Here is a 24968-nt window from a genome sequence, read left to right as displayed (position 1 = left end):
CGGGCGGGCGGCCTCCGCCGCCCTTGGCTTCCTCGCAATAAGCTCGGACGCGCTGTTCGCGCTTGTCTCTTCGGGCCTCTGGAGCTTTGCGGTGGCCGAGGCGTAGCCGAGAAGCTGCCGACCGGCAGCCGCGCCTTATTGGCGCGAAGCCAAGACCGGCGGAGGCCGGCCGCCCGGCGTTTGAGGGCCAAGGTTCAGACCCTAAAACATTACCCCACCCGGTAGGGCACCACGTCGCGGCGATCGGCATCGACCGTGACCGGCCGACCGGCCGGCGGGAAGGCGCGCTGGTCGCAATGCTGCCGCGGACAGAGCCGGCAGGAGATGCCGATCGGCGTCGCCGCTTCGACATTGGCGATGTCCAGCGCATCGGCATAGATGAAGTCGCGGGCGTGCTCAGCCTCGCAGCCGAGCGCTACCGCGAAGCGGCGCGGTGCGCGCGTGAAGGACCCGGAGGGTTTCACCAGCCCCTTGGCCATCGAGACATAGCGCACGCCATCGGGCATCTCCGCCATCTGGACGAGGATACGGTCGGGAATCGCGACGGCCTCATGCACGATCCACAGCGGGCAGGCGCCGCCGAAGCGGGCGAACTGCAGCCGCGTCGCGGAATGGCGCTTGGTGATGTTGCCGGCCATATCCACCCGACAGAAGAAGAAAGGCACGCCGCGCTCGGCCGGGCGCTGCAAGGTCGACAACCGGTGGCAGGCCTGTTCGAAGCTGACCCCGAAGCGCTGGCACAGCCGGTCGATGTCGTGACGCATCGCGCGCGCGGTTTCCCGGAAGCGGCCATAGGGCATCAGCAGAGCCCCGGCCGCATAATTGGCGAGGCCGACCGAGAGCAGCGGATGCGCCTCGGCCGCGCGCAGCTGCGCCTTGCCGGCGACGAGAGCGATCTCCCAGCGGAATTCGAGCAGAGCGAGCTGGTGCGCCATCATGAAGCGCCGGGTTTCGGGCGGCTGCGCAGCGCCGATCGTCAGCAACCCGCGCGACCGGTCGAATCGCCGCAACATGCCGCCGTCGTCGCTCGCGGTCAGCACGTCGACGCCGTGGCGCTCCTTCAGCACATGCGCGATCAGACTGTCGGTCAACGGCTCTGCGTCGAGTTCCTGGGCCAGCGCCTCCGCGGCGCGATCGATGCTGTCGACATAATTGCCCTCCTCGTGGAACCAGTCGCGCACCTCTTCCCACGGCAGCCGGTCGTCGCCGGGAACGCCGATCGCGATCCGATCGTCGACCATCTGCAGCCGCCCCTCGACGCGGCGATAGGCATCATGCAGGCGGACGAAATGGTCGGCGAACAGCGGCTGCTGCTCCACCGCGCGATGAAGCGCCTGCCCGCCGAAGCCTGCGGCGGCGAACAGCGGATCGGCAAAGGCCTCGCGCAGCGCCGCCAGCCGACGGTCGGCGTCGTCGGCCTGCGCGCCGTTCCAGTCGATCGGAAAGGCGCGGGCAAAGGATTCCGTGACCGCCGGCGTCACCGGCCGGTCATCATTTTCCAGCTGCGAGAGATAGGACACCGACAGCCCGACCCGCGCCGCCATGGCCGCCTGGCCGAGCCCGGCACGCTGACGGAGAGCCTTCAGCTCGTGGCCCGCGAATAGTCTGGTTCCAGTGCGTCTCGCCATCCTCAGCTCTCATTTTGCAAAATGCCGATCTTGATCCGCAAATAGCTTGGCACAGCGCTCGGGCGTGGTGAAGAGATCTGCGACTAGGCTATTTGCAAACCTCAATTTCGCAATTCCGCAAATTCACATTTGCGTTATCCCGCAAAGCTTGAAAAGGGGGCCAGCAGAATCATTCAAGGGAGCAGAGTGCCCAAAATGCTGGCGATCCTGCAGAAGCTCGAAGAAAAGCGTACCGCCGCACGGCTGGGCGGTGGCGAAAAGCGCATCGACGCGCAGCACAAGAAGGGCAAGCTGACCGCGCGCGAGCGTGTCCAGGTGCTGCTCGACGAAGGCTCGTTCGAGGAGCTCGACATGTATGTGGAGCATAATTGCACCGACTTCGGCATGGAGCAGGAGCATATCCCGGGCGACGGCGTCGTCACCGGATCGGGCACGATCAATGGCCGGCTGGTGTTCCTGTTCAGCCAGGACTTCACGGTCTATGGCGGCGCACTGAGCGAGCGCCATGCCCAGAAGATCTGCAAGGTCATGGACATGGCGATGAAGGTCGGCGCCCCGGTGATCGGCCTCAACGACTCGGGCGGCGCCCGAATCCAGGAGGGGGTCGCCAGCCTCGGCGGCTATGCCGAAGTGTTCCAGCGCAACATCCTGGCCTCCGGGGTGATCCCGCAGATCAGCGTGATCATGGGGCCCTGCGCGGGCGGAGCGGTCTATTCACCGGCGATGACCGACTTCATCTTCATGGTGAAGGACAGCAGCTTCATGTTCGTGACCGGTCCCGATGTGGTCAAGACGGTCACCAACGAAGTGGTGACCCAGGAGGATCTGGGCGGCGCGGTAACCCACACCACCAAGACCTCGGTCGCCGACAACGCCTTCGACAACGACATCGAAGCGCTGCTCTCGGTCCGCGATTTCGTCGATTTCCTGCCGCTGTCGAACCGTCACGAACTGCCGGTCCGGCCGACCGACGATCCATGGGATCGGCTCGACGCCAGCCTCGACACGCTGATCCCCGACAGCGCCGCCAAGCCCTATGACATCAAGGAGCTGATCCACAAGGTCGTCGACGAAGGCGATTTCTTCGAGGTCCAGCCCAATCATGCCGGCAACATCGTGATCGGCTTCGGCCGTATCGAGGGCCGGCCGGTGGGGATCGTCGCCAACCAGCCGATGGTGCTGGCGGGCTGCCTCGACATCAACTCCTCGAAGAAGGCGGCGCGCTTCGTGCGCTTCTGCGATGCCTTCGACATCCCGATCATCACCTTCGTCGACGTTCCCGGCTTCCTGCCCGGCACGTCGCAGGAGCATAACGGCATCATCAAGCATGGCGCCAAGCTGCTGTTCGCTTATGGCGAGGCGACCGTGCCGAAGATCACCGTGATCACGCGCAAGGCCTATGGCGGCGCCTATGACGTCATGGCCTCCAAGCACCTGCGTGGCGACCTCAACTATGCCTGGCCCACCGCGGAGATCGCGGTGATGGGCGCCAAGGGCGCGGTCGAGATCATCTTCCGCAAGGATATCGGCGACAAGGACAAGATCGCCGCGCGCACCAAGGAATATGAGGACCGCTTCGCCAACCCGTTCGTAGCCGCCTCCAAGGGATTCATCGACGAAGTGATCATGCCGCATTCGACGCGGCGGCGAATCGCCCTGGGTCTTCGCAAGCTCCGCAACAAGAGCCTCGAAAATCCATGGAAGAAGCACGATAATATACCGTTGTAACCCCCAACCCACGTCATGCCAGCGAAGGCTGGGCATCTCAGGAGCAGCGCAGTGCGCGAGCCTCCTGAGACCCCAGCCTCCGCTGGGGTGACGGGTGAATGGGGATCGGGACTGACCCGCGCGCGGGACATGGAGTAAAGACAGTGGAAGATATCTATATCGTCAGCGGTGTGCGCACCGCGATCGGTGACTTCGGCGGGTCGCTCAAGAGCTTCTTCCCGTCGGATCTCGGCACCAAGGTGGTGACAGAGGCGATCGGCCGCGCAGGCGTCGCGCCTAGCGATGTGGAGCACGTCGTCATCGGGCAGGTCATGCCGACCAGCGCCAAGGACTGTTCGCTTTCACGCACTATCTCCCTCGCAGCTGGCATCCCCTTCGAGGCACCGGCGCTTACGCTCAATCGCCTGTGCGGCTCGGGGGTTCAGGCGATCGTCTCGGCGGCGCAGATGATGAAGCTCGGCGAGGCCTCGATCACCGTCGCTGGCGGCGCGGAATCGATGTCAAACGTGCCGTTTCACGACCATGGCAGCCGCTGGGGCGTGAAGATGGGTGACAATGTCCTGGTCGACGCGCTGACCCAGGGGCTCCAGGATGCCACCGGCGGCTACCATATGGGCATCACCGCGGAGAATTGCGCCGAGCGGCATCAGATCACCCGTGAGGCGCAGGACGCGCTCGCGCTCGAGGGCCACCAGCGCGCCTGCCGGGCGATCGAGGAGGGCCGGTTCAAGGAGCAGATCCTTCCGATCGAGATCAAGACCCGCAAGGGCGTGACCCTGTTCGACACCGACGAGCACCCGCGCGCCGATACCAGCATCGAAACACTCACAGCCATGCGGCCGGCCTTCAAGAAGGACGGCACCGTCACCGCCGCCAACGCCTCGGGCATCAACGACGGCGCCGCTGCCGTGGTGCTGGCGACCGGCAGCGAAGTCGAGAAGCGCGGGCTCAAGCCGATGGCGAGGATCGTCGCCTGGGGTCACGCCGGCGTGGAGCCGGAATATATGGGCGAAGGTCCGATCAAGGCCGTGCCGATGGCGCTCAAGCGTGCCGGGCTTACCCTCGCGCAGATGGACGTGATCGAGGCCAATGAGGCGTTCGCGGCCCAGGCGCTATCGGTTGCCAATGCGCTCGGCTTCGACCGCGAGAAGCTCAACCCCAACGGATCGGGCATCGCGCTCGGCCATCCGGTCGGCGCGACCGGTGCGATCCTGACGGTCAAGACGATCTACGAGCTGCAGCGCACCGGCGGCCGCTACGGCCTGATCACGATGTGCATCGGCGGCGGCCAGGGCATCGCGATGGTGGTGGAGCGGGTCTGATGAAGCTTGGCCGTCTCAACCATGTCGGGGTCGCGACGCCCTCGATCGAAAAGAGCATCGCCTTCTATCGCGATATGATGGGTGCCGAGGTGATCCGCGAACCGTTCGACCTGCCCGCGCAGGGGGTCAAGGTGTGCTTCGTCGATACCCCCAACAGCCAGATCGAGCTGATCGAGCCGCTGGGGGACGCTTCACCCATCCACGGCTTCCTCGCCAAGAATCCGGCCGGCGGCCAGCATCATCTCTGCTATGAGGTGCCAGACATCCACGAAGCCAAGGCCTGGTTCGAGTCCAAGGGGGCGAAGGTGCTGGGCGAACCGCGCATCGGCGCGCACGGCACGCCGATCTTCTTCGTCCATCCCAAGGACATGGGCGGAGTGCTGACCGAGGTCATGGAAACGCCTAAAGCTGGCGCGAATCACTGAGGAAGTTTCGATGAGCGACAAGACGCCGGACCTGGCGAGATGGGAAGCCGACGCCGCCAAGGAGGTGAAGGGCAAGAACCTCACCTGGAACACGCCCGAGGGTATCGCGGTCAAGCCGCTATACACCGCCGAGGACGTGGCCGGCATCGATCCCGGCCTGCCGGGTTTCGCGCCCTTCACCCGCGGCGTGCGCGCGTCGATGTACGCCGGGCGGCCCTGGACGATCCGCCAATATGCCGGCTTCTCGACCGCCGAGGCCTCCAATGCCTTCTATCACCGCAACCTGAAGGCCGGCCAGAAGGGCCTGTCGGTCGCCTTCGATCTTGCCACCCACCGCGGCTATGACAGCGATCATCCGCGCGTGACCGGCGATGTCGGCAAGGCCGGCGTCGCGATCGACACGATCGACGACATGAAGATCCTGTTCGACGGCATTCCGCTCGACCAGATGTCGGTGTCGATGACGATGAACGGCGCCGTGATCCCGATCCTCGCCTTCTTCATCGTCGCGGGCGAGGAGCAGGGCGTCCCCCTGGCCCAGCTCGACGGGACCATCCAGAACGACATCCTCAAGGAGTTCATGGTCCGCAACACCTATATCTACCCGCCCGAGCCGAGCATGCGGATCATCTCGGACATCTTCGCCTTCACCTCGCAGAACATGCCCAAGTTCAACTCGATCTCGATCTCGGGCTATCACATGCAGGAAGCCGGGGCGACACAGGTCCAGGAGCTGGCCTTCACCATCGCCGACGGCATGGAATATGTGAAATATGGCGTCGCATCGGGGCTCGACATCGATGCCTTCGCCGGGCGGCTGAGCTTCTTCTTCGCGATCGGCATGAACTTTTTCATGGAAATCGCCAAGCTGCGGGCCGCACGCGTGCTGTGGCACCGGGTGATGACCCAGCTCGGCGCGAAGGACGAGCGCTCGAAGATGCTGCGCACCCATTGCCAGACCTCGGGCGTGTCGCTGACCGAGCAGGATCCCTACAACAACGTCATGCGCACGACCATCGAGGCGATGGCGGCGATGCTCGGCGGCACCCAGTCGCTCCACACCAACGCACTGGACGAGGCGATCGCGCTGCCGACCGATTTCTCGGCCCGGATCGCGCGCAACACCCAGATCGTCATCCAGGAAGAAACCGGGATGACCAAGGTCGTCGATCCGCTCGGCGGCTCCTATTATGTCGAGGCGCTGACCCAGGAGCTGGTCGACAAGGCCTGGGAGATCATCGCGAAGGTCGAGGCCGAAGGCGGCATGGCCAAGGCCGTCGCCGCAGGCTGGCCCAAGGCGATGATCGAGGAGGCCTCGGCCGCCAAGGCGGCGAGGATCGACCGGGTCGACGAGGTGATCGTCGGCGTCAACAAGTACAAGCTCGCGCAGGAAGACCCGATCGACATTCTCGACGTCGACAATGTCGCGGTGCGCGAATCGCAGATCGCCCGCATCGCCAAGGTCAAGGCCGGCCGCGACGAAGCCAAGTGCCGGGCGGCGCTTGCCGCGCTGACCGAAGGGGCGAAAGGCGGCGAGAACCTGCTCGCGCTGGCGGTGGACTGCGCCCGCGCCCGCGCCACGCTGGGCGAGATCTCGTCGGCCATGGAGGACGTGTTCGGCCGCTACGGCACCAATCCCACCCCGGTGAAGGGGATCTATGGCGGCGCCTATGGCGATGACGCGCGCTGGACCGGGCTGATCGACGGCGTGTCCGCGATCGAGCGCCGCAAGGGACGCAAGCCCCGCATGCTGGTCGCCAAGATGGGCCAGGACGGCCATGACCGCGGCGCGAATCTGGTCTCCTCGGCCTTTGGCGATCTCGGCTTCGAAGTGGTGGCCGGACCGCTGTTCCAGACTCCGAAGGAAGCCGCCGAACTCGCGATCAAGGCCGATGTCGACGTAGTCGGCGCATCGAGCCTCGCCGCCGGGCACAAGACGCTGATCCCCGAACTGATCGGCCATCTCAAGGCGGCCGGCCGCACCGACATCAAGGTGATCGCCGGGGGCGTGATCCCGGCGCAGGATTATCAGTTCCTGCGCGACGCGGGCGTGCAAGGCATTTTCGGGCCAGGCACGAACCTCGTCGGCGCGGCGACCGAGGTGCTGCGGCTCCTCGGCCACAACCAGCCGCCCGAAGGTCTCGAAGAGGCCGCGGAATGATCCGCCACGACTGGACCCGCAGCGAGATCGCGACGCTGTTCGAGCTGCCGTTCAACGACCTGCTCTGGCAGGCGCAGGCCGCGCACCGCCAATATCATGACGCCAACGCCGTCCAGCTGTCGACCTTGCTGTCGATCAAGACCGGCGGCTGTGCCGAGAATTGCGGCTATTGCAGCCAGGCCGCGGGCAACGACACCGACCTGCAGGCGACCAAGCTTATGCAGGTGGAGGACGTGCTGGCGGCGGCGCGCGAGGCCAAGGCATCGGGCTCCGAACGCTTCTGCATGGGCGCCGCCTGGCGATCACCCAAGGATCGCGACATGGACGCGATCGTCTCGATGGTCGAGGGCGTCAAGGCGATGGGCCTCGAGACCTGCATGACGCTTGGCATGCTCAGCGACGAGCAGACCGACAAGCTCGCAGCGGCCGGGCTCGACTATTACAACCACAATATCGACAGTTCGCCGGAATATTACGAGAAGGTCGTCACCACCCGCACCTTCGACGACCGCCTCAACACGCTGGAGCGTGTCCGAAAGGCGGGGATCAACGTCTGCTCCGGCGGCATCGTCGGGATGGGCGAGGACCGCGCCGACCGGGTCGGCTTCCTCCACGCGCTGGCGACCCTGCCCGAGCATCCGGGGAGCGTGCCGATCAATGCGCTGGTGCCGGTCAAGGGCACGCCGCTCGGCGACATGCTCGAGGGCCTGCCCGAGGCGCGGATCGACGATATCGAGTTCGTCCGCACCGTCGCGGTGGCGCGGATCACGATGCCCGGCTCGGTGGTCCGCCTCTCGGCTGGCCGCGAGAGCATGAGCGAGGCAACGCAGGCTTTGTGCTTTCTCGCGGGCGCCAATTCGATCTTCACCGGCGACAGACTGCTGACCACGGGCAACCAGGGCAGCGACGCCGATGGCCGCCTGTTCGACAAGCTGGGCCTCACCGGGTCGATCAACACGACGTCGCCGGAGGCGTTAGCGGCGGAATAACATTATCACCGCCGCTCATCCTGAGGAGGGACTGAGCTCTGGCGAAGGCCCGTCTCGAAGGATCCTTCGAGACGCCATTTCGGCAGGCTCAATGGCTCCTCAGGATGAGCGGGGTCGGGGAATAAAAGGGAAATCACAGGCTGATGTTCAAGAAGATCCTGATCGCCAATCGCGGCGAAATCGCATGCCGCGTGATCAAGACCGCGCGCCGCATGGGCATCAAGACCGTAGCGGTCTATTCGGACGCCGATGCGCGCGCGCCGCATGTCGAGATGGCCGATGAAGCTGTCCATATCGGTCCGCCCCCCGCATCCGAATCCTATCTGATCGCCGACAAGATCATCGCTGCCTGCAAGGCGACCGGCGCCGAGGCGGTGCACCCCGGCTATGGCTTCCTGTCCGAGCGGACCAGCTTCGCCCAGGCGCTGGAAGATGCCGGCATCGCCTTTATCGGCCCGCCGATCGGCGCGATCGCGGCGATGGGCGACAAGATCGAATCGAAGAAGCTGGCCAAGCAGGCCGGCGTCAACGTCGTTCCCGGCTTCGTCGGCGAGATCGACTCGACCGACCATGCCGTCGAGATCGCGAACGGCATCGGCTACCCCGTGATGATGAAGGCGTCCGCCGGCGGCGGCGGCAAGGGCATGCGCCTCGCCTATAGCGAGAAGGACGTCCGCGAGAATTTCGAGAGCGTGAAGCGCGAGGGACTCAACAGCTTCGGCGACGACCGGGTCTTCATCGAGAAGTTCATCGAGAGCCCGCGCCACATCGAGATCCAGGTGCTCGGCGACAAGCATGGCAACATCCTCTACCTGCACGAGCGCGAATGCTCGATCCAGCGCCGCCACCAGAAGGTGGTCGAGGAGGCGCCGTCGCCCTTCGTCACCCCGAAGATGCGCAAGGCCATGGGCGAGCAGGCGGTCGCACTGGCTCGCGCGGTGGGCTATTACAGCGCGGGCACGGTCGAACTGATCGTCAGCGGCGCCGACACCACCGGCGAAGGCTTCTACTTTCTCGAGATGAACACCCGGCTCCAGGTCGAGCATCCGGTTACCGAGTGCATCACCGGCCTCGACCTCGTCGAGCAGATGATCCGCGTCGCTTATGGCGAGAAGCTCGCCTTCACCCAGGAGCAGGTGAAGCTCGAGGGCTGGGCAGTCGAGAATCGGGTCTATGCCGAGGACCCCTATCGCGGATTCCTGCCGTCGACCGGCCGCCTGGTGCGCTATCGCCCGCCGGCGCAGATCGACAATGTCCGGGTCGACGACGGCGTCTATGAAGGCTCCGACATCTCGATGTTCTACGATCCGATGATCGCCAAGCTGATCAGCTACGGCGCGACCCGCGAGGAGGCGATCGACAAGCAGATCAGCGCGCTCGACCGGTTCGAGATCGATGGCATCGGCCATAATATCGACTTCCTGTCGGCGCTGATGCAGCATCCGCGCTTCCGCAGCGGCAACATCACCACCGGCTTCATCGCCGAGGAATATCCCGACGGCTTCTCCGGCGCTCCGGCCGGCGAGACGCTGAGCCTGCGGCTGGCCGCGATCGCGGGCGTGCTCGCGAGCGTCGACGCCGCGCGCGGCGCGCAGATCGAAGGCCGGTTGAACGGCCCCGCCGAGCCATCGAGCCGCTGGGTGGTGACGCTCGACGGCATCGAGCGCCAGGTCGAACTGTCCGGGGATGCGGTGATCGTCGACGGAACCTCGGTAGTCGTCGATGCGCCTTATGTTCCGGGACAGCGGCTGGTCGAGGCGCTGGTCGACGGCGAGGAACTGTCGCTGCGCGTCGAACGCAAGCGCACCGGCTGGCGCTTCACCACGCGCGGCGCGAGCCACGATCTGCGCGTGCTGACGCCGCTGGTCGCGACCCTGTCGCACCACATGATCGAGAAGACCCCGCCCGACATGTCGCGCTTCCTGCTCTGCCCAATGCCGGGACTGGTGACCGCGATCCACGTCGACGAGGGCGCCAAGGTCGAAGCCGGCCAGCCGCTGGCGGTGGTCGAGGCGATGAAGATGGAGAATATCCTGCGCGCGGAGAAGGCCGGCGTGGTCAGGTCGGTCGCGGCGAAGCCGGGCGACAGTCTGGCTGTCGACGCGGTGATTCTGGAGTTCGAGTAAGCCGATTCGGCCGGGTCTTGCCGGGTTCCAGCCTCCGCGCCGGAGGCTGCCGGCGCCTGTCGCCCTGAAAATTCGTTCTCAATTCAACCTGTTCCGCCGCAAGCACGCTTTGCGCCGGTAAATCGCCCTTCCTTCTCCGGCATGCGACGATGAATTAACCAATTCACGGCTAAGCTCCGCCATCATTTCCAGGGCGAGGGGTACCTCCCTGGGCGCGGGAGGAGCGAGTGGTGGGTTCTTTGATGGCGAAATTCGGTATTGGCGGGAAAATGGCGCTGGCCTTCCTGACCATGCTGGGCATGATAGCAGGTCTTGGCAGCGTCGCCGTGCTCAAGATCGGCGAGGTCAATGACCTGTCGAGCAAGATGCGCGTGCAATGGCTTCCGGCCACCAAGCTCGTCGGCGATATCCACGCCTACACGTCCCAATATCGCATCAGCCAGGGGCTGCAGGTGATGTCGGAGGATGATGCAGGACGGCGCAAGGCCGCGATCCAGCTCAGAAATGCCGACACTGCGATCAAGGGCATGCTGGCCGACTATGCCGCTTATGCCAAGGATGCCGATCAGCAGGCCGCGTTCGCCGCACTCAAGTCGAGTTGGGACGAATATCTGGCCGCCAACGAGCAGATGATCCAGCTTGGCCAGTCCGGCGATTCGGCGGGCGCCGTCGCGATGTTCCGCGGCGACAGCCTCGATCGATTCTATACCGTCGAAGACAATATCCTCGCACTGGTCGACCTGAACGAAAAGGGTGGCCAGCAGGCTTCGCAGGCCGCCGGCGAGATCTATGCCAAGACCCGTCTTCTCGTCATCCGCTCGATCTGCGCCGCTCTGTTCGTCACCGTCCTGCTGATGGCCATGATGCTGCTGGGCATTGCCCGTCCGCTGTCGAGGATGGGCAATGCAGTCAGGGCGCTGTCCGGCGGCGATCTTTCGGTTGCGATCCCGGCGATGCGTCGCCGCGATGAGATCGGCAGCCTCGCCCGTGCGCTCGACGGTTTCAAGGCGCTGTTTGCCACAGAAAAAGAGCGCGCGCTCGCTGATCAGCAGCGGGCTGCCGAAGACCAGGCACGCAGCCAGGCGACCCAGCGTACGGTCGAGGCGATCGGCGCGGGGCTTGCCGCCGTCGCGCATGGCGACCTCACCGTCCGCGTCCCCGACGATGCCGAAGGGCCGCTCGGCCAGCTTCATCGTGACTTCAACGACGCGTTGGATCGTCTTTCCTCGACCATCACCGAGATCGTCGACGGCTTCGGCACGATCCGCTCGGGTACCGGGGAAATCGCCAAGGCGGCGCAGGATCTGTCGCAGCGCACGGAGCGCCAGGCCAATTCGCTGGCCAGCACGGCGTCGGCGCTCGAACAGTTCATGGGCACCGTCCGGCTGACGGCAGGCAATGCCCGCGAAACCAGCGAGAAGGTCGCGGCCGCGCGGTCGTCCGCCGAAGCCATGGGCACCACCGCCGGCCAGGCGATCGCGGCGATGAAGACCATCGAAACGTCCAGCCGGGAGATGGAAGAAATCGTCTCGACGATCGACAACCTCGCCTTTCAGACCAATCTCCTTGCGCTGAATGCCGGGGTCGAGGCGGCACGCGCTGGCCAGGCCGGCGCCGGCTTCGCCGTCGTCGCCACCGAAGTCCGCGTTCTGGCGCAGCGCTGCACCGAAGCCGCGGGCAAGATCCGCGCCCTGATCGCGACATCGAGCCACCAGGTCGTCACCGGCGTGCAGCTCGTCGAGCGGTCCGGATCGGCGCTGAGCGAAATCGTCGCCGAATTTGCGCAGGTCACCGATCTCGTGTCCGCCATCGCAGCGGCCAATGAGCAGCAGGCGTCGGGGCTGACCGAGATCAGCGGCGGCGTGAACTCGATGGATGGCGTGACCCAGCAGAATGCGGCGATGGTCGAGGAGACCAATGCCAGCGTGCAGAGCCTGTCGGCCGAGGCACAGCGTCTCGCCGAACGCGTGTCCGCCTTCCGCACCAGCACGAACCACCCGCGCGGTTCCGAGGCCCCCGTCCACACGCCGGCGCCGCGTGCGCGCCGCGCTGCAGCTCCTGCGGTCCATGGCGCGCTCGCGCTCAAGGCCGGCGAGGACGACTGGGCCGAATTCTGAACCTCACCAGCGGTTAACCACAGGCCTTATCCGCCTGGAAACCCGAATCATTTATCTCAACGCCCATAGAAACAAGGAGCAAATCCATGACGAATCCTTTGCGCAATCTGATCCTCGGCATGGCCGCAACGCTGCTGTCGGCGAGCGCATGCTATGCAGCCGCCACGCCCGATTGGACCTCGAAGGTTCGCCAGCTGCTCGCTTCGAAGCAGGACTATCCGCGCGCGGCGCAGATGCGGGGCGACGAAGGCACCGCGAAGATAAAGCTTGATATCGCCAACGATGGGTCGGTCGCCGCGGTCTCCCTGCTTGAACCGTCGGGATCGGCGGTGCTCGATCGCGAGGCCCTGGCTCTCGCCAAGCGAGTTGGCACTTTCCCGCTTCCGCCGGGCGGCTCGGCGTCGCTGGTCGTGCCGCTGACCTGGAAAATGAACTAAAGGTCTCGCTGGGCTGAAGCGTCGCCTCGGCAGAGCCGGGGCAGCAACAGAAGCGAAAGCGGCCTCGGAGTTGAGGGCGGTCAGCGCGGCAATCTTGCCGCTGCGGCCGCCCTTTTCCTTATTTCGGCGACGTCGGGTTCGCCGGCCGGCACCACCCAGCTGCCACCGACGCACAGCACGGCGTCGAGCGCCAGCCAGTCGGGCGCCGTCGTTTCGCTGATCCCGCCGGTCGGGCAGAAGCGCGCCTTGTAGAGCGGCGCGGCAATCGCCTTGAGCGCCGGGAGGCCACCATTGGCGACGGCGGGGAAGAATTTGAAATGGGTGAGCCCCATGTCGAGGCCGCGCATGATGTCGCTGGCATTGGCGGTGCCCGGCAGGATCGCGACGCCGGCGTCCTGTGCGGCGCGCACCAGCGGCTCGGTAAGCCCCGGCGAGACGATGAACCGGGCGCCGGCATCGATGCTGGCCTTGAGGTCGTCGGGGTTGAGCACCGTGCCCGCGCCGACCACCGCGCCGTTCACCTTCGCCATTTCGCGGATGACGTCGAGCGCGGCGGGGGTGCGCAGCGTCACCTCCAGCGCGGGAAGCCCGCCCGCCACCAGCGCTTCGGCAATCGGCCGCGCGTGGGCGGCGTCATGGATCACCAACACCGGGATCACCGGCGCCAGGGTCATCACATGCTCGACATTCATTAGCGTTGTTCCTCCTGGAAAGCGGCAGCGGCGCCGAGCAAACCGGCTTCGGGATAGCAGGCGAGGCGGATCGGGAACTCGGCCATGCGCCGTTCGAAGCGGCCCTTGGCGCGAAAGCGGTCATTGAACAGCGGCCCGCTGAGCCGCGTCGCGAAGCGATTGGCGAGACCGCCGGTGATCACCACTGCGTTGGCGCCCTGCGCGAGCGCAAGATCGCCCGCCACCGCGCCGAACGTCATGACGAGGCGGTCGAGCGCTTGCGCCGCGAGTGGATCGCTGGCATCGCAGGCTGCCTGCCACAGGCTGGCATCATCCATCGGCACAATGGCCTGGCTACCGATCAAGGCCAGAGTTGCCCGAATATCGGCGAGCGCCGGGCCCGACACGACCCGCTCGACCGACACCCGGCGATGGCGCTCGCGCAGCCGGCCGAGCAGCCTTTCCTCGAAAGCATCAAGCGCGGCGAAATCGATATGTCCGCCTTCGGTGGCGAGAACGATGTTACGGCCGTCGCGCCGCAACAGCTGAGCAACGCCGAGGCCGGTGCCGGGGCCAATGACCGTCGTGACTCCTTCACCCGGCAACGGACCTTCCGGTCCGCCGATATAAGCCAGTTCGGCCGGCTCCAGCACGCCCACCGCCGCCGCCATCGCCGCGAAATCATTGAACAGGCTGAGCCGTTCGATGCCGAGCTCCTGCGCCAGCGAAGCCGGCCGGATCACCCAGCTATTGTTGGTGAAGCGGATGAGCTCGTCATCGACCGGCGCGGCGATGGCGATGCTGGCGGCGCGGGGCAGCCGGGCGTCCTCATCACGCGCGAAGGCGGCCCAGGCGGCGGCGAGGCCGGGATAGTCGGCGGTCTTGTACTTGCGCGGCGGGTGCAGCGTCGGGCGGCGGTTATCGTGCAGCTCGGCAATGGCGAAGCGCGCATTGGTCCCGCCAAGATCGACCGCGACGATCTTCTCTCCCGTCATCCTGAACTCGTTCCAGGATCCACTCCTCCGCTCGGGAGCGGACCCCTGTGAAGCGGTGGATGCTGAAACAAGTTCAGCATGACGAATGCAGAAACGTCAGATCCGCTCACAGGCCGGCCGCCGCCAGCATCGCCGAACCGCCGCGCTCGGCAGTGTCGGCACCGTGGCGCATGAAGGCGAACAGCTCACGGCCGGTGCCGACATGGGCGGGCGGTGCGGAGGCCGGCGCGCGCGCCTCCCACTCGGCCACATCGACCAGCGCATCGATCGTACCGCTCAGGCCGCACAGCCGCACCATGTCGCCATCGCGCAGCTTCGCGATCGCGCCGCCAGCGAACGCCTCGGGCGTGACATGGATCGCCGCGGGCACCTTGCCGCTCGCGCCCGACATGCGCCCGTCGGTGAGCAGAGCCACCTTGAATCCGCGATCCTGCAGCACGCCGAGCGCGGGAGTCAGCTTGTGCAGCTCGGGCATGCCGTTCGCCTGCGGGCCCTGGAAGCGGACGACGACGATCACGTCGCGTTCGAGCTCGCCGGCCTTGAACGCGGCGTTGACCTTGTCCTGATCATCAAACACTCGCACCGGCGCCTCGACCGTCCAGCGCTCCTTGTCGACGGCGCTGGTCTTCAGCGTGCCACGGCCGAGATTGCCCTGGACGAGGCGCATCCCGCCATCGGGCTGGAACGGGTTCGAGACCGGCCGCAGCATGGTCTCGTCAAGCGGCGCGGCGGGTGCGTCCTCCCAGACCAGGCCATCGCCGTCGAGCTTTGGATCCTTGGCATATTCGCCCAGGTCTCCGCGCGAAACAGTCAGGACATCGCGGTGCAGCAACCCGCCGTCGAGCAGCGTGGCGATCACATAGGCCATGCCGCCCGCCGCCTGGAAATGGTTCACGTCACCCGAGCCATTGGGGTAGACGCGCGCGATCAGCGGGACGGCGGCGGAGAGCCGGTCGATATCCTCCCAGTCGATGACGATCCCCGCCGCGCGGGCGATCGCGGGCAGGTGGATGACATGGTTGGTCGAGCCGCCGGTGGCGAGCAGGCCCACCGCAGCGTTGACGATCGCCTTCTCATCGACGCAGAGCCCCAGCGGCCGATAGTCATTGCCGTCCCAGCCGATCTGCGCCAGCCGGTGGACCGCAGCGCGGGTCAGCTCCTGGCGCAGCTTCGTGCCGGGATTGACGAAGGCGGCGCCGGGGATGTGGAGCCCCATCACCTCCATCATCATCTGGTTCGAATTGGCGGTGCCGTAGAAGGTGCAGGTGCCGGCGCCGTGATAGGAGGCGGACTCCGCTTCGAGCAGCTCGGCACGGCCGACCTTGCCCTCGGCATAGAGCTGGCGGACGCGGACCTTCTCCTTGTTGGCGAGGCCGGACGGCATCGGCCCGGCGGGGATCAGGATCGTCGGCAGGTGGCCGAAGCGCAGCGCGCCGATCAGCAGGCCGGGGACGATCTTGTCGCAGATGCCGAGCAGCGCCGCCGCCTCGAACATGCCATGGCTCAGGCCGACGGCGGTCGACAAGGCGATCGTGTCGCGGCTGAACAGCGACAGCTCCATGCCCCGCTGCCCCTGGGTCACGCCGTCGCACATCGCCGGCACCCCGCCGGCGACCTGGGCGGTGGCGCCGACCTCGCGCGCATAAAGCTTCATCTGCTCCGGGTAGCGGCCATAGGGCTGATGCGCCGACAGCATGTCGTTATAGGCCGTGACGATGCCGATGTTCATCGCCTTGCCGTCGCGGATCGCCGGCTTGTCCTCGCCCGATGCGGCGAAGCCATGGGCGAGGTTGCCGCAGGACAGGGTCGGGCGATCGACACCGGTGTCGCGTTCCCGCAAGATCAGGTCGAGATAGGCTTGTCGGCCGGCTCTGGACCGCTCGACGATGCGAGCGGTGACGGCTTCGACGGCAGGGTGAAGGTTCATCTGAACTACTCCAATCGCTGTGGCGCCAATCTCAACCGTTCATCCCGAGACCTTCGACTGCCTGCAATGCAGGCGCTCAGGATAAACTTCATCCAATGGTTGAAGTCGAGGGACCCGCCTGAGCGAAGCGAAGGTTCCTCGCTATCGCTCGGAGGCGGTTCTCGACTTCGCTCGAACCGAACGGAACAAGGCTGATCATTCGCTCCAGTGGATGTCGATCGCCTGCTCCGCGTCGGCCAGCACCCGCCCGACCGGGAGGGTCGATGAGGCACCGTCCTTGATAGCGCGTTCGAGCAGGGCCTTCTTCTCTGCGCCGGTCAGCACCAGCATCAGCGTGCGTGCCGACAGGATCGCCGCCTTGGTGAGCGTCACCCGCGCGACCGGAGCTTCGGCGGGCAGCGGAGCGGGCAGCACGCCGACTGCGCGGCGCACCTTCGGGCCGTTGAGCGCCTCGTCGAGATCGGGGCCTGGGAAGATCGACGCGGTATGGCCGTCAGCGCCCACGCCGAGCCAGACCAGGTCGGGCGGCCAGTGAAGTTCCTGCAGCCGGGCATCGGCGGCCTTGCCGGCCATGCGGTGATCGGCGGCCTTGTCAGTGGTGATCGGCAGCACCCGCGCGCCCTTGGGGAGGAAGGCCTTTGCAATCAACGCGGCGTTGGACAGCGGATCGGTCATCGCCACCAGGCGATCGTCGGTCGGGATGATCGTCACCCGCTTCCAGTCGATCTTGGCCTTGGCCAGCTTCTCGAAGATCGGCACCGGAGTCTTGCCGCCAGGCAGCGCGATCAACGCCTGGCCGCGAGCGTCGAGAGCCGATTCGATGATGAATCCGACATCGCCCGCCACCGCATCGGCAAGCTCGTCCGCATCGTCATAGTCCCACCATTCGGCTTCGATCATCGTCTTTCCTTAGTCCTTTTCTACATTCCTCCCCGGGGAGGGGGAGGGGTTCGACGCGAGCGGTAGCTAGCGTCAGCCCCCCTCCACCACGCCTTTGGCGCGGTCCCCCTCCCCGGGCCGGGGAGGAATTGCAAGCTTTAGTCGTGCCATGTGACTCCGTCGCGTTCGGTCAAGGCAATGGCGGCGGAGGGGCCCCAGGTGCCGGCGGTGTAGGGACGCGGCTTCATCGCGTTGGCCGCCCAGCCGTCACGAATCGCGTCGACCCATTCCCATTGCGCCTCGACCTCGTCGCGCCGCACGAACAGCGTCTGATCGCCCTCGACCAGATCGAGCAGCAGCCGCTCATAGGCGATGCGACGACGGGTGTCGGCGAAGGCGTTGGGCATCGAGATATCCAGCGGCACTTCCCTCAGCCTTATTCCGTCACGGTCCAGCCCGGGCTCCTTCGACATGAGCAGCAACCGGACATTCTCGTCGGGCTGCAAACGGATGATCAGCTTGTTGGGTTGCAGCACGGCACCGCGCGGATCGAAGATGGAGTGCGGCACGCCCTTGAACTGGATGAAGATCTCCGACTGGCGGCTCGGCAGCCGCTTGCCGGTGCGGAGGTAGAAGGGCACCCCCTTCCAGCGCCAATTGTCGATATTGGCCTTGATCGCGACGAAGGTCTCGGTGTCCGAAGGCTTGCCGAGCTCGTCGGCATAGCCGGGCACCGCACCGCCCGCCATCGCGCCCGGACCATATTGGCCGATGACGCTATGGGTCGCCGCGGTCTTGCGATCGATCGGGCGCAGCGAGCGCAGCACCTTGACCTTCTCGTCGCGGACCGCCGTCGCGTTGAACTGGGCGGGCGGCTCCATCGCCACCATCGCGACGAGCTGGAGCATATGGTTCTGCACCATGTCGCGGATCGCACCGGCACCATCGTAGAAGCCGACACGGCCCTCGAGGCCGACCGTCTCGGAGACGGTGATCTGGACATGTTCGATGCCGCCTTCCTGCCACAGCGGTTCGAACAGGCTGTTGGCGAAGCGCAAAGCGAGCAGGTTCTGGACGGTTTCCTTGCCGAGATAATGATCGATCCGGAAGGTGCGATCCTCAGGGAAAACGGCGGCGACGGCGTCGTTGATGAGGCGGCTCGACGCCATGTCGTAGCCGAGCGGCTTTTCCAGGCCGATGCGGACGCCGTCACCCGCGAGCCCTGCCTTGGCGAGGCCGTCGATCGTCGCCCCGAACAGCGAGGGGGCAGTCGAGAGGAAGATGGACAGGCCCTTGTCGGTCGATCCTACGGCACGCGCGAGCGCCGCGAAGTCCGCTTCGTTCGAGGCATCCACGGGCACATAGCTGAGCCGCGCGATGAAGCTGGCAAAAGTGTCCTCCTGCAGGCGTTCGGAGGGCACGAAGCGGCGTAGCGCGGTTGCGGCGAAATCGCGGAAGGCCGCGTCGTCATGGCTGCTGCGCGCCGTGGCGATGATTGCAAGATTTTCCGGCAGCAGGCCTTCGGCGGCGAGACCGTACAGCGAAGGGAGGAGCATGCGCTGGGAAAGATCGCCAGTCGCGCCGAAAAGAAGCAGCTTCTCGCTGGGGCCCGTCACCGTTCGCCGTCCTTCGCCATGTTTATTGCCCCCGAGGAACGGGATCGGTTCGCGACCGTCACGGCTCCTCAACGCTCTTGTAGCAAAAGCATCGCGAGGTGGTAGCCGCCATGTCGCATCGCCGCATTATTTACCGGACCGATCGGAACATCGGGGGCATCGGCATGTCGGAACGGGTCATATTGCACGAGCGCAGCCTTGCGGTCAGGCTCGCCGCGAGCGAAGCCGACGTGTTTGCGGCGCAGCGGCTGCGCTACGATATCTTCTTTCGCGGCATGGGCGCACAGGGCCAGACCGGCAGCTGCGACCGTGACATCGATCCCTATGACATGCTGTGCGACCATCTGCTGGTCGAGGATCGCGCGCGGCCGGGCAGCCCTGTGGTGGGCACCTACCGGCTGCTCCGCCAGAGCGTGGCCGAGGCACATGCCGGCTTCTACTCGGCCCATGAATTCGATCTGTCGCGGGTGCTGGCGCATGCCCGGCGGGAGGGCGTCGAGCTGCTCGAGCTCGGCCGGTCCTGCGTCGATCCCGGCTACCGCGATGCGGGAACGATCCAGCTGCTGTGGCGCGGCATCGCCGATTATCTGCAGGCGCACCGTATCGGCTATATGTTCGGCTGCGGCAGCTTCCCCGGCACTGATCCGGCCGAGCATGCCGAAGGGCTGTCGCTGCTCGCGCACGACCATCTCGCTCCCGCCGAGCTGCGCGCGCAGGCCATCGGCACCGACGCGATCCCGCTCGCGACCCTGCCGATCGGCGGCTATGATGGCCGGCTCGCACTCCGCCAGCTGCCGCCGCTGATCAAGGCCTATCTGCGCGTCGGCGCCGAACTGGGCGACGGCGCGTATATCGATCGCGCGTTCAACACGATCGACGTGTTCGTTATGATGCCGGTGGCGCGGATCGCCTCGCGCTACGCCCAGCGCTTTGAGGTCGCGGCTTAGCGCCAAACCGGCCGTGTCGTCGATTCTGATTGACGCCGCCATCGCACGGTGGTGTTCCGCCGCGACACAGCGGGGAAAGATCATTGTGCGCCAGCATTTCCGGTTAGGCCTGACAGTAGCCTGCGCCACCCTCGCCTGTACCTCCGCCATCGCCGCGGATAACAGCGAGATCGTCGTCACCGGCCGGGGGCTCGCCGCATCGCCCGGCGATGCCGCTTATGACGTGATCAGCATCGATCGCACCCGGCTAGAAATGTCGGCGAGCGGACGGATGGAGGATATCCTGCGCGATGCCGCGGGCTTCCAGCAGTTCCGCCGCTCCGATGCGCGCTCGGCACATCCGACCAGCCAGGGCGCCACCCTGCGCGGACTCGGCGGCAATGCTTCGACCCGGGCGCTGATCCTGCTCGATGGGGTGCCAATGATCGATCCGTTCGGCGGCTGGGTCAGCTGGGCTGCGCTGGATCCGGCCCGGATCGGCCATGTCCGGGTGATGCGCGGCGGGGGCAGCGGCGTCTATGGCCCCGGCGCGCTGGCCGGGACCATCGAGCTATCGAGCATCGCAGCGGACGAGGCGCCGGCGCTCAGCGCCGGGATCGCCTATGGCAGCCGCGAGTCGATCGATGCCGACGGCACCGTTACGGCGAAGCTCGGCGGCGGCTTCGCCATGTTGTCGGGCGGCTATGCGCGCGGCGACGGCTTCATCCCCGTCGTGGCCGAGGATCGCGGGCCGATCGACCGCCCCGCCCGCTACAAACAGAGCCGCTTGGCGGCGCGCGCGGTGATTCCGGTGAACAGTGACACCGAACTGCAGGCGAACGGTTCCTTCCTGCTCGACCAGCGCGACCGCGGCGTGCCGTTCACCGGCAATTCGAACCTGGCGGTGGACACGTCGCTGCGGCTGGTCGGCAATGGCCCCTGGGGCTGGGAGGCCACCGCCTGGCTGCAGCACCGCGAATTTTCGAGCGGCTTCGCCAGCATCGGCGCCCGGCGAGCGACGGTCAGCGAGTCGCTCGATCAATATAATGTCCCGGCCAATGGCGTGGGAGCACGGATCGAGATCCGGCCGGCTATCGGCGAGGGCAGGACGCTCCGGCTCGGTGGCGACATCCGCCACGTCAGCGGCCGTACCGAGGAAAGGGTGTTCTCGACCAACATCAACCGGCTCGCCGGCGGCAATCAGACGATCTACGGCGCCTTTGCCGAAGCGGCGGTCGTCCCGATCGACACGCTGACCGTGACGGCGAGCGGACGGCTGGACCATTGGCAGCTGCGCGACGGTCGGCGCACCGAGATCAGCCGGGCGACCGGGGCACTGGTCGCCGCCAACAGCGCGGCCTATCCCGACCGCTCGGGAAGCGAGGCGACCGGCCGCGCCGGTGCCGCCTGGACTCCGCTGGGCGCGATCACCGTGCGCGCCGCCGTCTATACCGGCTGGCGGCTCCCTACGCTGAACGAGCTCTACCGCCCGTTCCGGGCCGGCAATGATTCGACGATCGCCAATCCGCTACTCGATCCCGAACGGGTCAAGGGCGTCGAGGGCGGCGTCGAATATCAGCCGCTGCCCGGCTGGCGGCTGGCCGCGACGATCTTCTCGAACCGGCTCGGCGATGCGATCTCCAACGTCACGATCGCCCCCAACACCCGCCGGCGCCAGAATGTCGACGCGATCCGCAGCCGCGGCGTCGAGATCGATGGCCAGGCAACGCTCGGCGAGTGGCGACTGCAGGCGAGCTACTCGCATATCGACCCCCGCGTCAGGGCGAGCGGCGCGGCGCTGGCGCTCGACGGCTTGCGCCCGGCTCAGACGCCGCGCGACCAGGGCAGCGCCTCGATCGAATGGAACCGCCCGGGCACGGCGCGGATCGGCGGCACCGTCCGCTATATCGGCCGCCAATATGAAGACGACCAGAACAGCCGCGTTCTCGATGATGCGCTGACCTTCGACGCCGTGGCGTCGGCGCCGATCGGCCTGGGCCTGACCGCCGAAGTCCGCGGTGAAAATCTCGCGAACAAGCGCGTCGAGGCGACGGTCGGCGCCGACGGCACCGTCGAGCGCGCCACACCCCGCACGCTCTGGGTAGCGCTGCGCTACGAGATGTAGGCAATCGGGTAACGGTGGGTGGCGTTTGATTTGCGGCATCCACCTTCGTCATCCCGATGAAAATCGGGACCCATACGCGCGGAAAGGGAGGTAAGAGTGCCGCCCTGTCAGCGCATATTCGTTTTCGTTGCGCATATGATTCCCGATTTTCATCAGGATGACGAAGAGGGGGCTCACCCGATCGCTCTGAAGCCGAGCCGCCGCCCTTGAAAGGGAGTGGGAAAGAAGTGCATTCTCCACCGAGACGGGGGAGGACTTCGATGATCATCGACGACGACACGGCGCTTCCGGTCCATCCGCCGTTCTGGCGCTCGCTCTATGCCCAGGTGCTCACCGCGATCCTGCTCGGCGTGCTGCTCGGCTGGCTCGCACCCGATATCGGCGCGCAGCTGAAGCCGCTCGGCGACGCCTTCATCAAGCTGGTCAAGATGATCATCGCTCCGGTGATCTTCCTGACCGTGGTCACCGGTATCGCCGGCCTGCGGCAGCTCGGCGATCTCGGACGGGTCGCAGCCAAGACCTTCGGCTATTTTCTCGTCATGTCGACCTTGGCGCTGATCGTCGGGCTGGTGGTCGCCAATGTCCTCCAGCCGGGTACAGGTATGCACATCGCGCCTGCCGCGCTCGATGCCAGCCATGTCGCCGAATATGCCGAAAAGGCGCACGACCAGACGCTGACCGGCTTCCTGACCAACATCATCCCGACCACGCTGGTCTCGGCGCTGAGCGAGGGCGAGATCCTGCAGGTGCTGTTCGTCGCGGTCCTGTTCGGCATCGCGCTGTCGCTGAGCGGCGAACGCGGCGTGCCGCTGCTCGACCTGCTCGAACGGCTGACCGCGGTGGTATTCCGGCTGGTCGCGATCCTGATGAAGGCGGCGCCGATCGGCGCGTTCGGGGCGATGGCCTTCACCATCGGCAAATTTGGGGTCGGCGCACTGGCCAATCTGGGCGGGCTGATCCTCTGCTTCTACCTGACCTCGCTGTTCTTCGTGCTGGTCGTGCTGGGGCTGGTATCCTGGGCGGCCGGTTTCTCGATCTTCAGGCTGATCGCCTATCTGAAGGATGAGCTGCTGCTGGTGCTCGGCACCTCCTCGTCCGAAAGCGCACTGCCCAACCTGATTGCCAAGATGGAGCGCGCCGGCTGCGACAAGCCGGTGGTCGGGCTGGTCGTGCCGACCGGCTATTCGTTCAACCTCGACGGCACCAATATCTACATGACGCTGGCGGCGCTGTTCATCGCCCAGGCCTGCGACGTCCATCTTTCGCTGGGCGAACAGATCAGCCTGCTGCTGGTCGCGATGATCTCGTCCAAGGGCGCGGCGGGCGTGACCGGCGCCGGCTTCATCACCCTGGCGGCGACGCTGTCGATCATACCCTCGGTGCCGGTGGCGGGCATGGCCCTGATCCTCGGGATCGACCGCTTCATGTCGGAATGCCGCAGCCTGACCAACTTCGTCGGCAATGCTGTGGCGACAGTGGTCGTCGCGCGCTGGGAAGGCGCGCTGGACCGGGAGAAGCTCAAGGCCGCGCTCGGCTGAGCTTCCTCAGGCAGCCAGCCGGTTTGCGAAGCCGAGCATCGCGCGCGCCTGGCGCTGCGCTTCGATGATTTCGCGGGCGGTCATGTCCTCGGCGATCTCGGCGCGGCATTCCATCGCGCGGCTGTTGCCGCCGAGGGCCGCGATATTGAACCATTTGTGGGCCGCGATCAGGTCGAGCGGGCAACCGTCGGCACCGGCCGAGAAGGAGACGCCGAGCTCGAAGCAGGCGTCGATGTCGCCGGCCATCGCATCCCGCAGGCGCGATTCGGCAAGGAATTGCTGCGTCTTGAGACTGTGAGTCATATCTCGCTCCAATCAACCGCGGGAGCGTGGCGGTCCTTGCTGGCGGACCCCCGTCCCAACAGAGTTAACGGCGCGATGGGGATGAGTTTTAAAAACTATACCGCTTTTCCTACCCTCCCTTGGAAGGGAAAGGGTCAGTGCGGGCTCACCGCCAGATTATCGATCAGCCGCGTTCGGCCCAGCTTCGCCGCGGCAAGCAGCCGTGCCGGCCCCCGCAGTCGCTCGATCGGCTCGAGCGTCGCGGCGTCGACCAGCGCCACATAGTCGACCGGCTCGAACCCAGCCTCGGCCAGTCGGGCCACTGCCGCCGCCAACGCCGTCGCGACATCGCCGCCGCGCCCGATCGCCGCCGCCGCCTCGCCCAGCGCGCGGGGCAGGGCGCGGGCGGCGATGCGCTCCTCGGGACTGAGATAGGCGTTGCGCGAGGAGAGGGCGAGGCCGTCGTCGTCGCGCTGGGTCGGCACGCCGACGATCTCGATCGGCATGTCGAGATCGGCGGTGAAGCGCCGGATCACCGCCAGCTGCTGGAAATCCTTCTCGCCGAAGAAGGCCGCATCGGGCTGCACCTGCTGGAACAGCTTGGTCACGACCGTCGCGACGCCCGCGAAATGGCCAGGACGGGCAGCTCCGTCCCACCGGTCGCTGACGCCGTTGACGCTCACGCTCGTCGCGAAGCCGGCCGGATACATGGTGGCGACATCGGGCACCCACAGCACCGCGGTGTTGGCCGCTTCAAGCAGCGCCGCGTCGGCGGCCTCGCGCCGGGGATAGGCATCGAGATCCTCGGTCGGGGCGAACTGGGTCGGGTTGACGAAGATCGAGACCACCACCTGGTGTCCGCGCGCGCGGGCCGCATCGACCAGTGCGATATGGCCGGCATGCAGCGCGCCCATGGTCGGAACCAGCGCGACTTTGCCACTTATCCTCAATTTTGCGGCCGCCGCACGGAGATCGGCTATGTTCCGAACGATTTCCACCGACTATAGACCCCCTGGATTGTGTTCCACCGACGTGGAGCGCGGCACCAGCCCGCTCCTTGGACAAGGCCGGCCGCG

General features: G+C 66.3%; 19 protein-coding genes. 11 read left to right on the top strand and 8 right to left on the bottom strand.

The window, feature by feature from the left end; all coding sequences use genetic code 11:
* Positions 1-209: 209 nt before the first annotated feature.
* A complete protein-coding gene (locus AAC645_RS15415) occupies positions 210-1628 on the bottom strand; it encodes a helix-turn-helix domain-containing protein (RefSeq protein WP_340317304.1) in 1419 nt (472 codons plus the stop codon).
* Between the two features lie 195 nt (positions 1629-1823).
* Between AAC645_RS15415 and AAC645_RS15410 the strand changes: the two genes are divergently transcribed.
* The 8 genes from AAC645_RS15410 (at position 1824) to AAC645_RS15375 (ending at position 12933) form a co-directional block, all read left to right on the top strand.
* Positions 1824-3356 carry an acyl-CoA carboxylase subunit beta gene (locus AAC645_RS15410; protein WP_340317343.1) on the top strand — a complete coding sequence of 511 codons (1533 nt, stop codon included), beginning with the start codon at positions 1824-1826 and terminating at the stop codon, positions 3354-3356.
* Positions 3357-3499: 143 nt separating this feature from the next.
* Complete coding sequence (bktB, locus tag AAC645_RS15405) at positions 3500-4678, top strand: beta-ketothiolase BktB (protein ID WP_340317303.1); 1179 nt, start codon at positions 3500-3502, stop codon at positions 4676-4678.
* A complete protein-coding gene (gene mce / locus AAC645_RS15400; RefSeq protein WP_340317302.1) occupies positions 4678-5103 on the top strand; it encodes a methylmalonyl-CoA epimerase in 426 nt (141 codons plus the stop codon). Before bktB ends, mce begins: the two co-directional genes overlap by 1 nt.
* A gap of 10 nt (positions 5104-5113) precedes the next feature.
* On the top strand, positions 5114-7264 hold the full coding sequence (scpA, locus tag AAC645_RS15395; protein ID WP_340317301.1) for a methylmalonyl-CoA mutase: 2151 nt from the start codon (positions 5114-5116) through the stop codon (positions 7262-7264).
* Entirely contained in the window at positions 7261-8253 is a 993-nt protein-coding gene (bioB, locus tag AAC645_RS15390; RefSeq protein WP_340317300.1) for a biotin synthase BioB, read from the top strand. The genes scpA and bioB overlap by 4 nt, the downstream gene beginning before the upstream one ends.
* 143 nt (positions 8254-8396) lie before the next feature.
* On the top strand, positions 8397-10379 hold the full coding sequence (locus tag AAC645_RS15385; RefSeq protein ID WP_340317299.1) for an acetyl/propionyl/methylcrotonyl-CoA carboxylase subunit alpha: 1983 nt from the start codon (positions 8397-8399) through the stop codon (positions 10377-10379).
* Positions 10380-10621: 242 nt separating this feature from the next.
* Positions 10622-12496: a methyl-accepting chemotaxis protein gene (locus tag AAC645_RS15380; RefSeq protein ID WP_340317297.1), complete on the top strand. Its 1875-nt coding sequence runs from the start codon at positions 10622-10624 to the stop codon at positions 12494-12496.
* 86 nt (positions 12497-12582) lie between these two features.
* Positions 12583-12933: an energy transducer TonB family protein gene (locus AAC645_RS15375; protein ID WP_340317295.1), complete on the top strand. Its 351-nt coding sequence runs from the start codon at positions 12583-12585 to the stop codon at positions 12931-12933.
* 80 nt (positions 12934-13013) lie between these two features.
* Here AAC645_RS15375 and eda read toward each other — a convergent pair whose 3' ends face one another.
* From eda to zwf, 5 genes are all read right to left on the bottom strand, one after another.
* Positions 13014-13625 (bottom strand): bifunctional 4-hydroxy-2-oxoglutarate aldolase/2-dehydro-3-deoxy-phosphogluconate aldolase, encoded by a 612-nt coding sequence (gene eda / locus AAC645_RS15370; protein ID WP_340317294.1) that lies wholly within the window; start codon positions 13623-13625, stop codon positions 13014-13016.
* The gene (locus AAC645_RS15365) at positions 13625-14599 is read right to left on the bottom strand and encodes a glucokinase (protein WP_340317292.1); all 975 of its coding nucleotides are present in this window, start codon (positions 14597-14599) and stop codon (positions 13625-13627) included. The genes eda and AAC645_RS15365 overlap by 1 nt, the downstream gene beginning before the upstream one ends.
* A 106-nt stretch (positions 14600-14705) precedes the next feature.
* The gene (edd, locus tag AAC645_RS15360) at positions 14706-16526 is read right to left on the bottom strand and encodes a phosphogluconate dehydratase (RefSeq protein ID WP_340317290.1); all 1821 of its coding nucleotides are present in this window, start codon (positions 16524-16526) and stop codon (positions 14706-14708) included.
* Positions 16527-16721: 195 nt separating this feature from the next.
* Positions 16722-17426 (bottom strand): 6-phosphogluconolactonase, encoded by a 705-nt coding sequence (gene pgl / locus AAC645_RS15355; protein WP_340317288.1) that lies wholly within the window; start codon positions 17424-17426, stop codon positions 16722-16724.
* 137 nt (positions 17427-17563) lie between these two features.
* Entirely contained in the window at positions 17564-19021 is a 1458-nt protein-coding gene (zwf, locus tag AAC645_RS15350; protein WP_340317286.1) for a glucose-6-phosphate dehydrogenase, read from the bottom strand.
* Positions 19022-19185: 164 nt separating this feature from the next.
* Between zwf and AAC645_RS15345 the strand changes: the two genes are divergently transcribed.
* The 3 genes from AAC645_RS15345 (at position 19186) to AAC645_RS15335 (ending at position 23610) form a co-directional block, all read left to right on the top strand.
* Complete coding sequence (locus tag AAC645_RS15345; RefSeq protein ID WP_340317283.1) at positions 19186-19968, top strand: GNAT family N-acetyltransferase; 783 nt, start codon at positions 19186-19188, stop codon at positions 19966-19968.
* An 85-nt stretch (positions 19969-20053) separates the two neighbouring features.
* Entirely contained in the window at positions 20054-22072 is a 2019-nt protein-coding gene (locus AAC645_RS15340) for a TonB-dependent receptor plug domain-containing protein (RefSeq protein ID WP_340317281.1), read from the top strand.
* Between the two features lie 260 nt (positions 22073-22332).
* Entirely contained in the window at positions 22333-23610 is a 1278-nt protein-coding gene (locus AAC645_RS15335) for a dicarboxylate/amino acid:cation symporter (protein WP_340317279.1), read from the top strand.
* Between the two features lie 6 nt (positions 23611-23616).
* On the opposite strand, the gene AAC645_RS15330 is transcribed toward AAC645_RS15335, so the two are convergent.
* Both AAC645_RS15330 and panC read right to left on the bottom strand, forming a co-directional pair.
* The gene (locus AAC645_RS15330; RefSeq protein ID WP_340317277.1) at positions 23617-23913 is read right to left on the bottom strand and encodes a hypothetical protein; all 297 of its coding nucleotides are present in this window, start codon (positions 23911-23913) and stop codon (positions 23617-23619) included.
* A gap of 134 nt (positions 23914-24047) precedes the next feature.
* On the bottom strand, positions 24048-24890 hold the full coding sequence (gene panC, locus AAC645_RS15325) for a pantoate--beta-alanine ligase (protein ID WP_340317275.1): 843 nt from the start codon (positions 24888-24890) through the stop codon (positions 24048-24050).
* Between the last annotated feature and the right edge of the window lie 78 nt (positions 24891-24968).

It is taken from the genome of Rhizorhabdus argentea (genome assembly GCF_037861105.1).
Taxonomy (GTDB): domain Bacteria; phylum Pseudomonadota; class Alphaproteobacteria; order Sphingomonadales; family Sphingomonadaceae; genus Rhizorhabdus; species Rhizorhabdus argentea.
The sequence above is the reverse complement of the archived record's forward strand: the minus strand, read 5'-3'. Positions and strand labels throughout refer to the sequence as shown.

Coding starts and splice junctions, on each gene's coding strand:
- scpA (WP_340317301.1), top strand. CDS start 5,114: ATGAGCGACAAGACGCCGGACCTGGCGAGATGGGAAGCCGACGCCGCC.
- AAC645_RS15345 (WP_340317283.1), top strand. CDS start 19,186: ATGTCGGAACGGGTCATATTGCACGAGCGCAGCCTTGCGGTCAGGCTC.
- AAC645_RS15385 (WP_340317299.1), top strand. CDS start 8,397: ATGTTCAAGAAGATCCTGATCGCCAATCGCGGCGAAATCGCATGCCGC.
- AAC645_RS15335 (WP_340317279.1), top strand. CDS start 22,333: ATGATCATCGACGACGACACGGCGCTTCCGGTCCATCCGCCGTTCTGG.
- bioB (WP_340317300.1), top strand. CDS start 7,261: ATGATCCGCCACGACTGGACCCGCAGCGAGATCGCGACGCTGTTCGAG.
- AAC645_RS15365 (WP_340317292.1), bottom strand. CDS start 14,599: ATGACGGGAGAGAAGATCGTCGCGGTCGATCTTGGCGGGACCAATGCG.
- pgl (WP_340317288.1), bottom strand. CDS start 17,426: ATGATCGAAGCCGAATGGTGGGACTATGACGATGCGGACGAGCTTGCC.
- edd (WP_340317290.1), bottom strand. CDS start 16,526: ATGAACCTTCACCCTGCCGTCGAAGCCGTCACCGCTCGCATCGTCGAG.
- eda (WP_340317294.1), bottom strand. CDS start 13,625: ATGAATGTCGAGCATGTGATGACCCTGGCGCCGGTGATCCCGGTGTTG.
- AAC645_RS15380 (WP_340317297.1), top strand. CDS start 10,622: ATGGCGAAATTCGGTATTGGCGGGAAAATGGCGCTGGCCTTCCTGACC.
- mce (WP_340317302.1), top strand. CDS start 4,678: ATGAAGCTTGGCCGTCTCAACCATGTCGGGGTCGCGACGCCCTCGATC.
- AAC645_RS15410 (WP_340317343.1), top strand. CDS start 1,824: ATGCTGGCGATCCTGCAGAAGCTCGAAGAAAAGCGTACCGCCGCACGG.
- AAC645_RS15375 (WP_340317295.1), top strand. CDS start 12,583: ATGACGAATCCTTTGCGCAATCTGATCCTCGGCATGGCCGCAACGCTG.
- AAC645_RS15415 (WP_340317304.1), bottom strand. CDS start 1,628: ATGGCGAGACGCACTGGAACCAGACTATTCGCGGGCCACGAGCTGAAG.
- AAC645_RS15330 (WP_340317277.1), bottom strand. CDS start 23,913: ATGACTCACAGTCTCAAGACGCAGCAATTCCTTGCCGAATCGCGCCTG.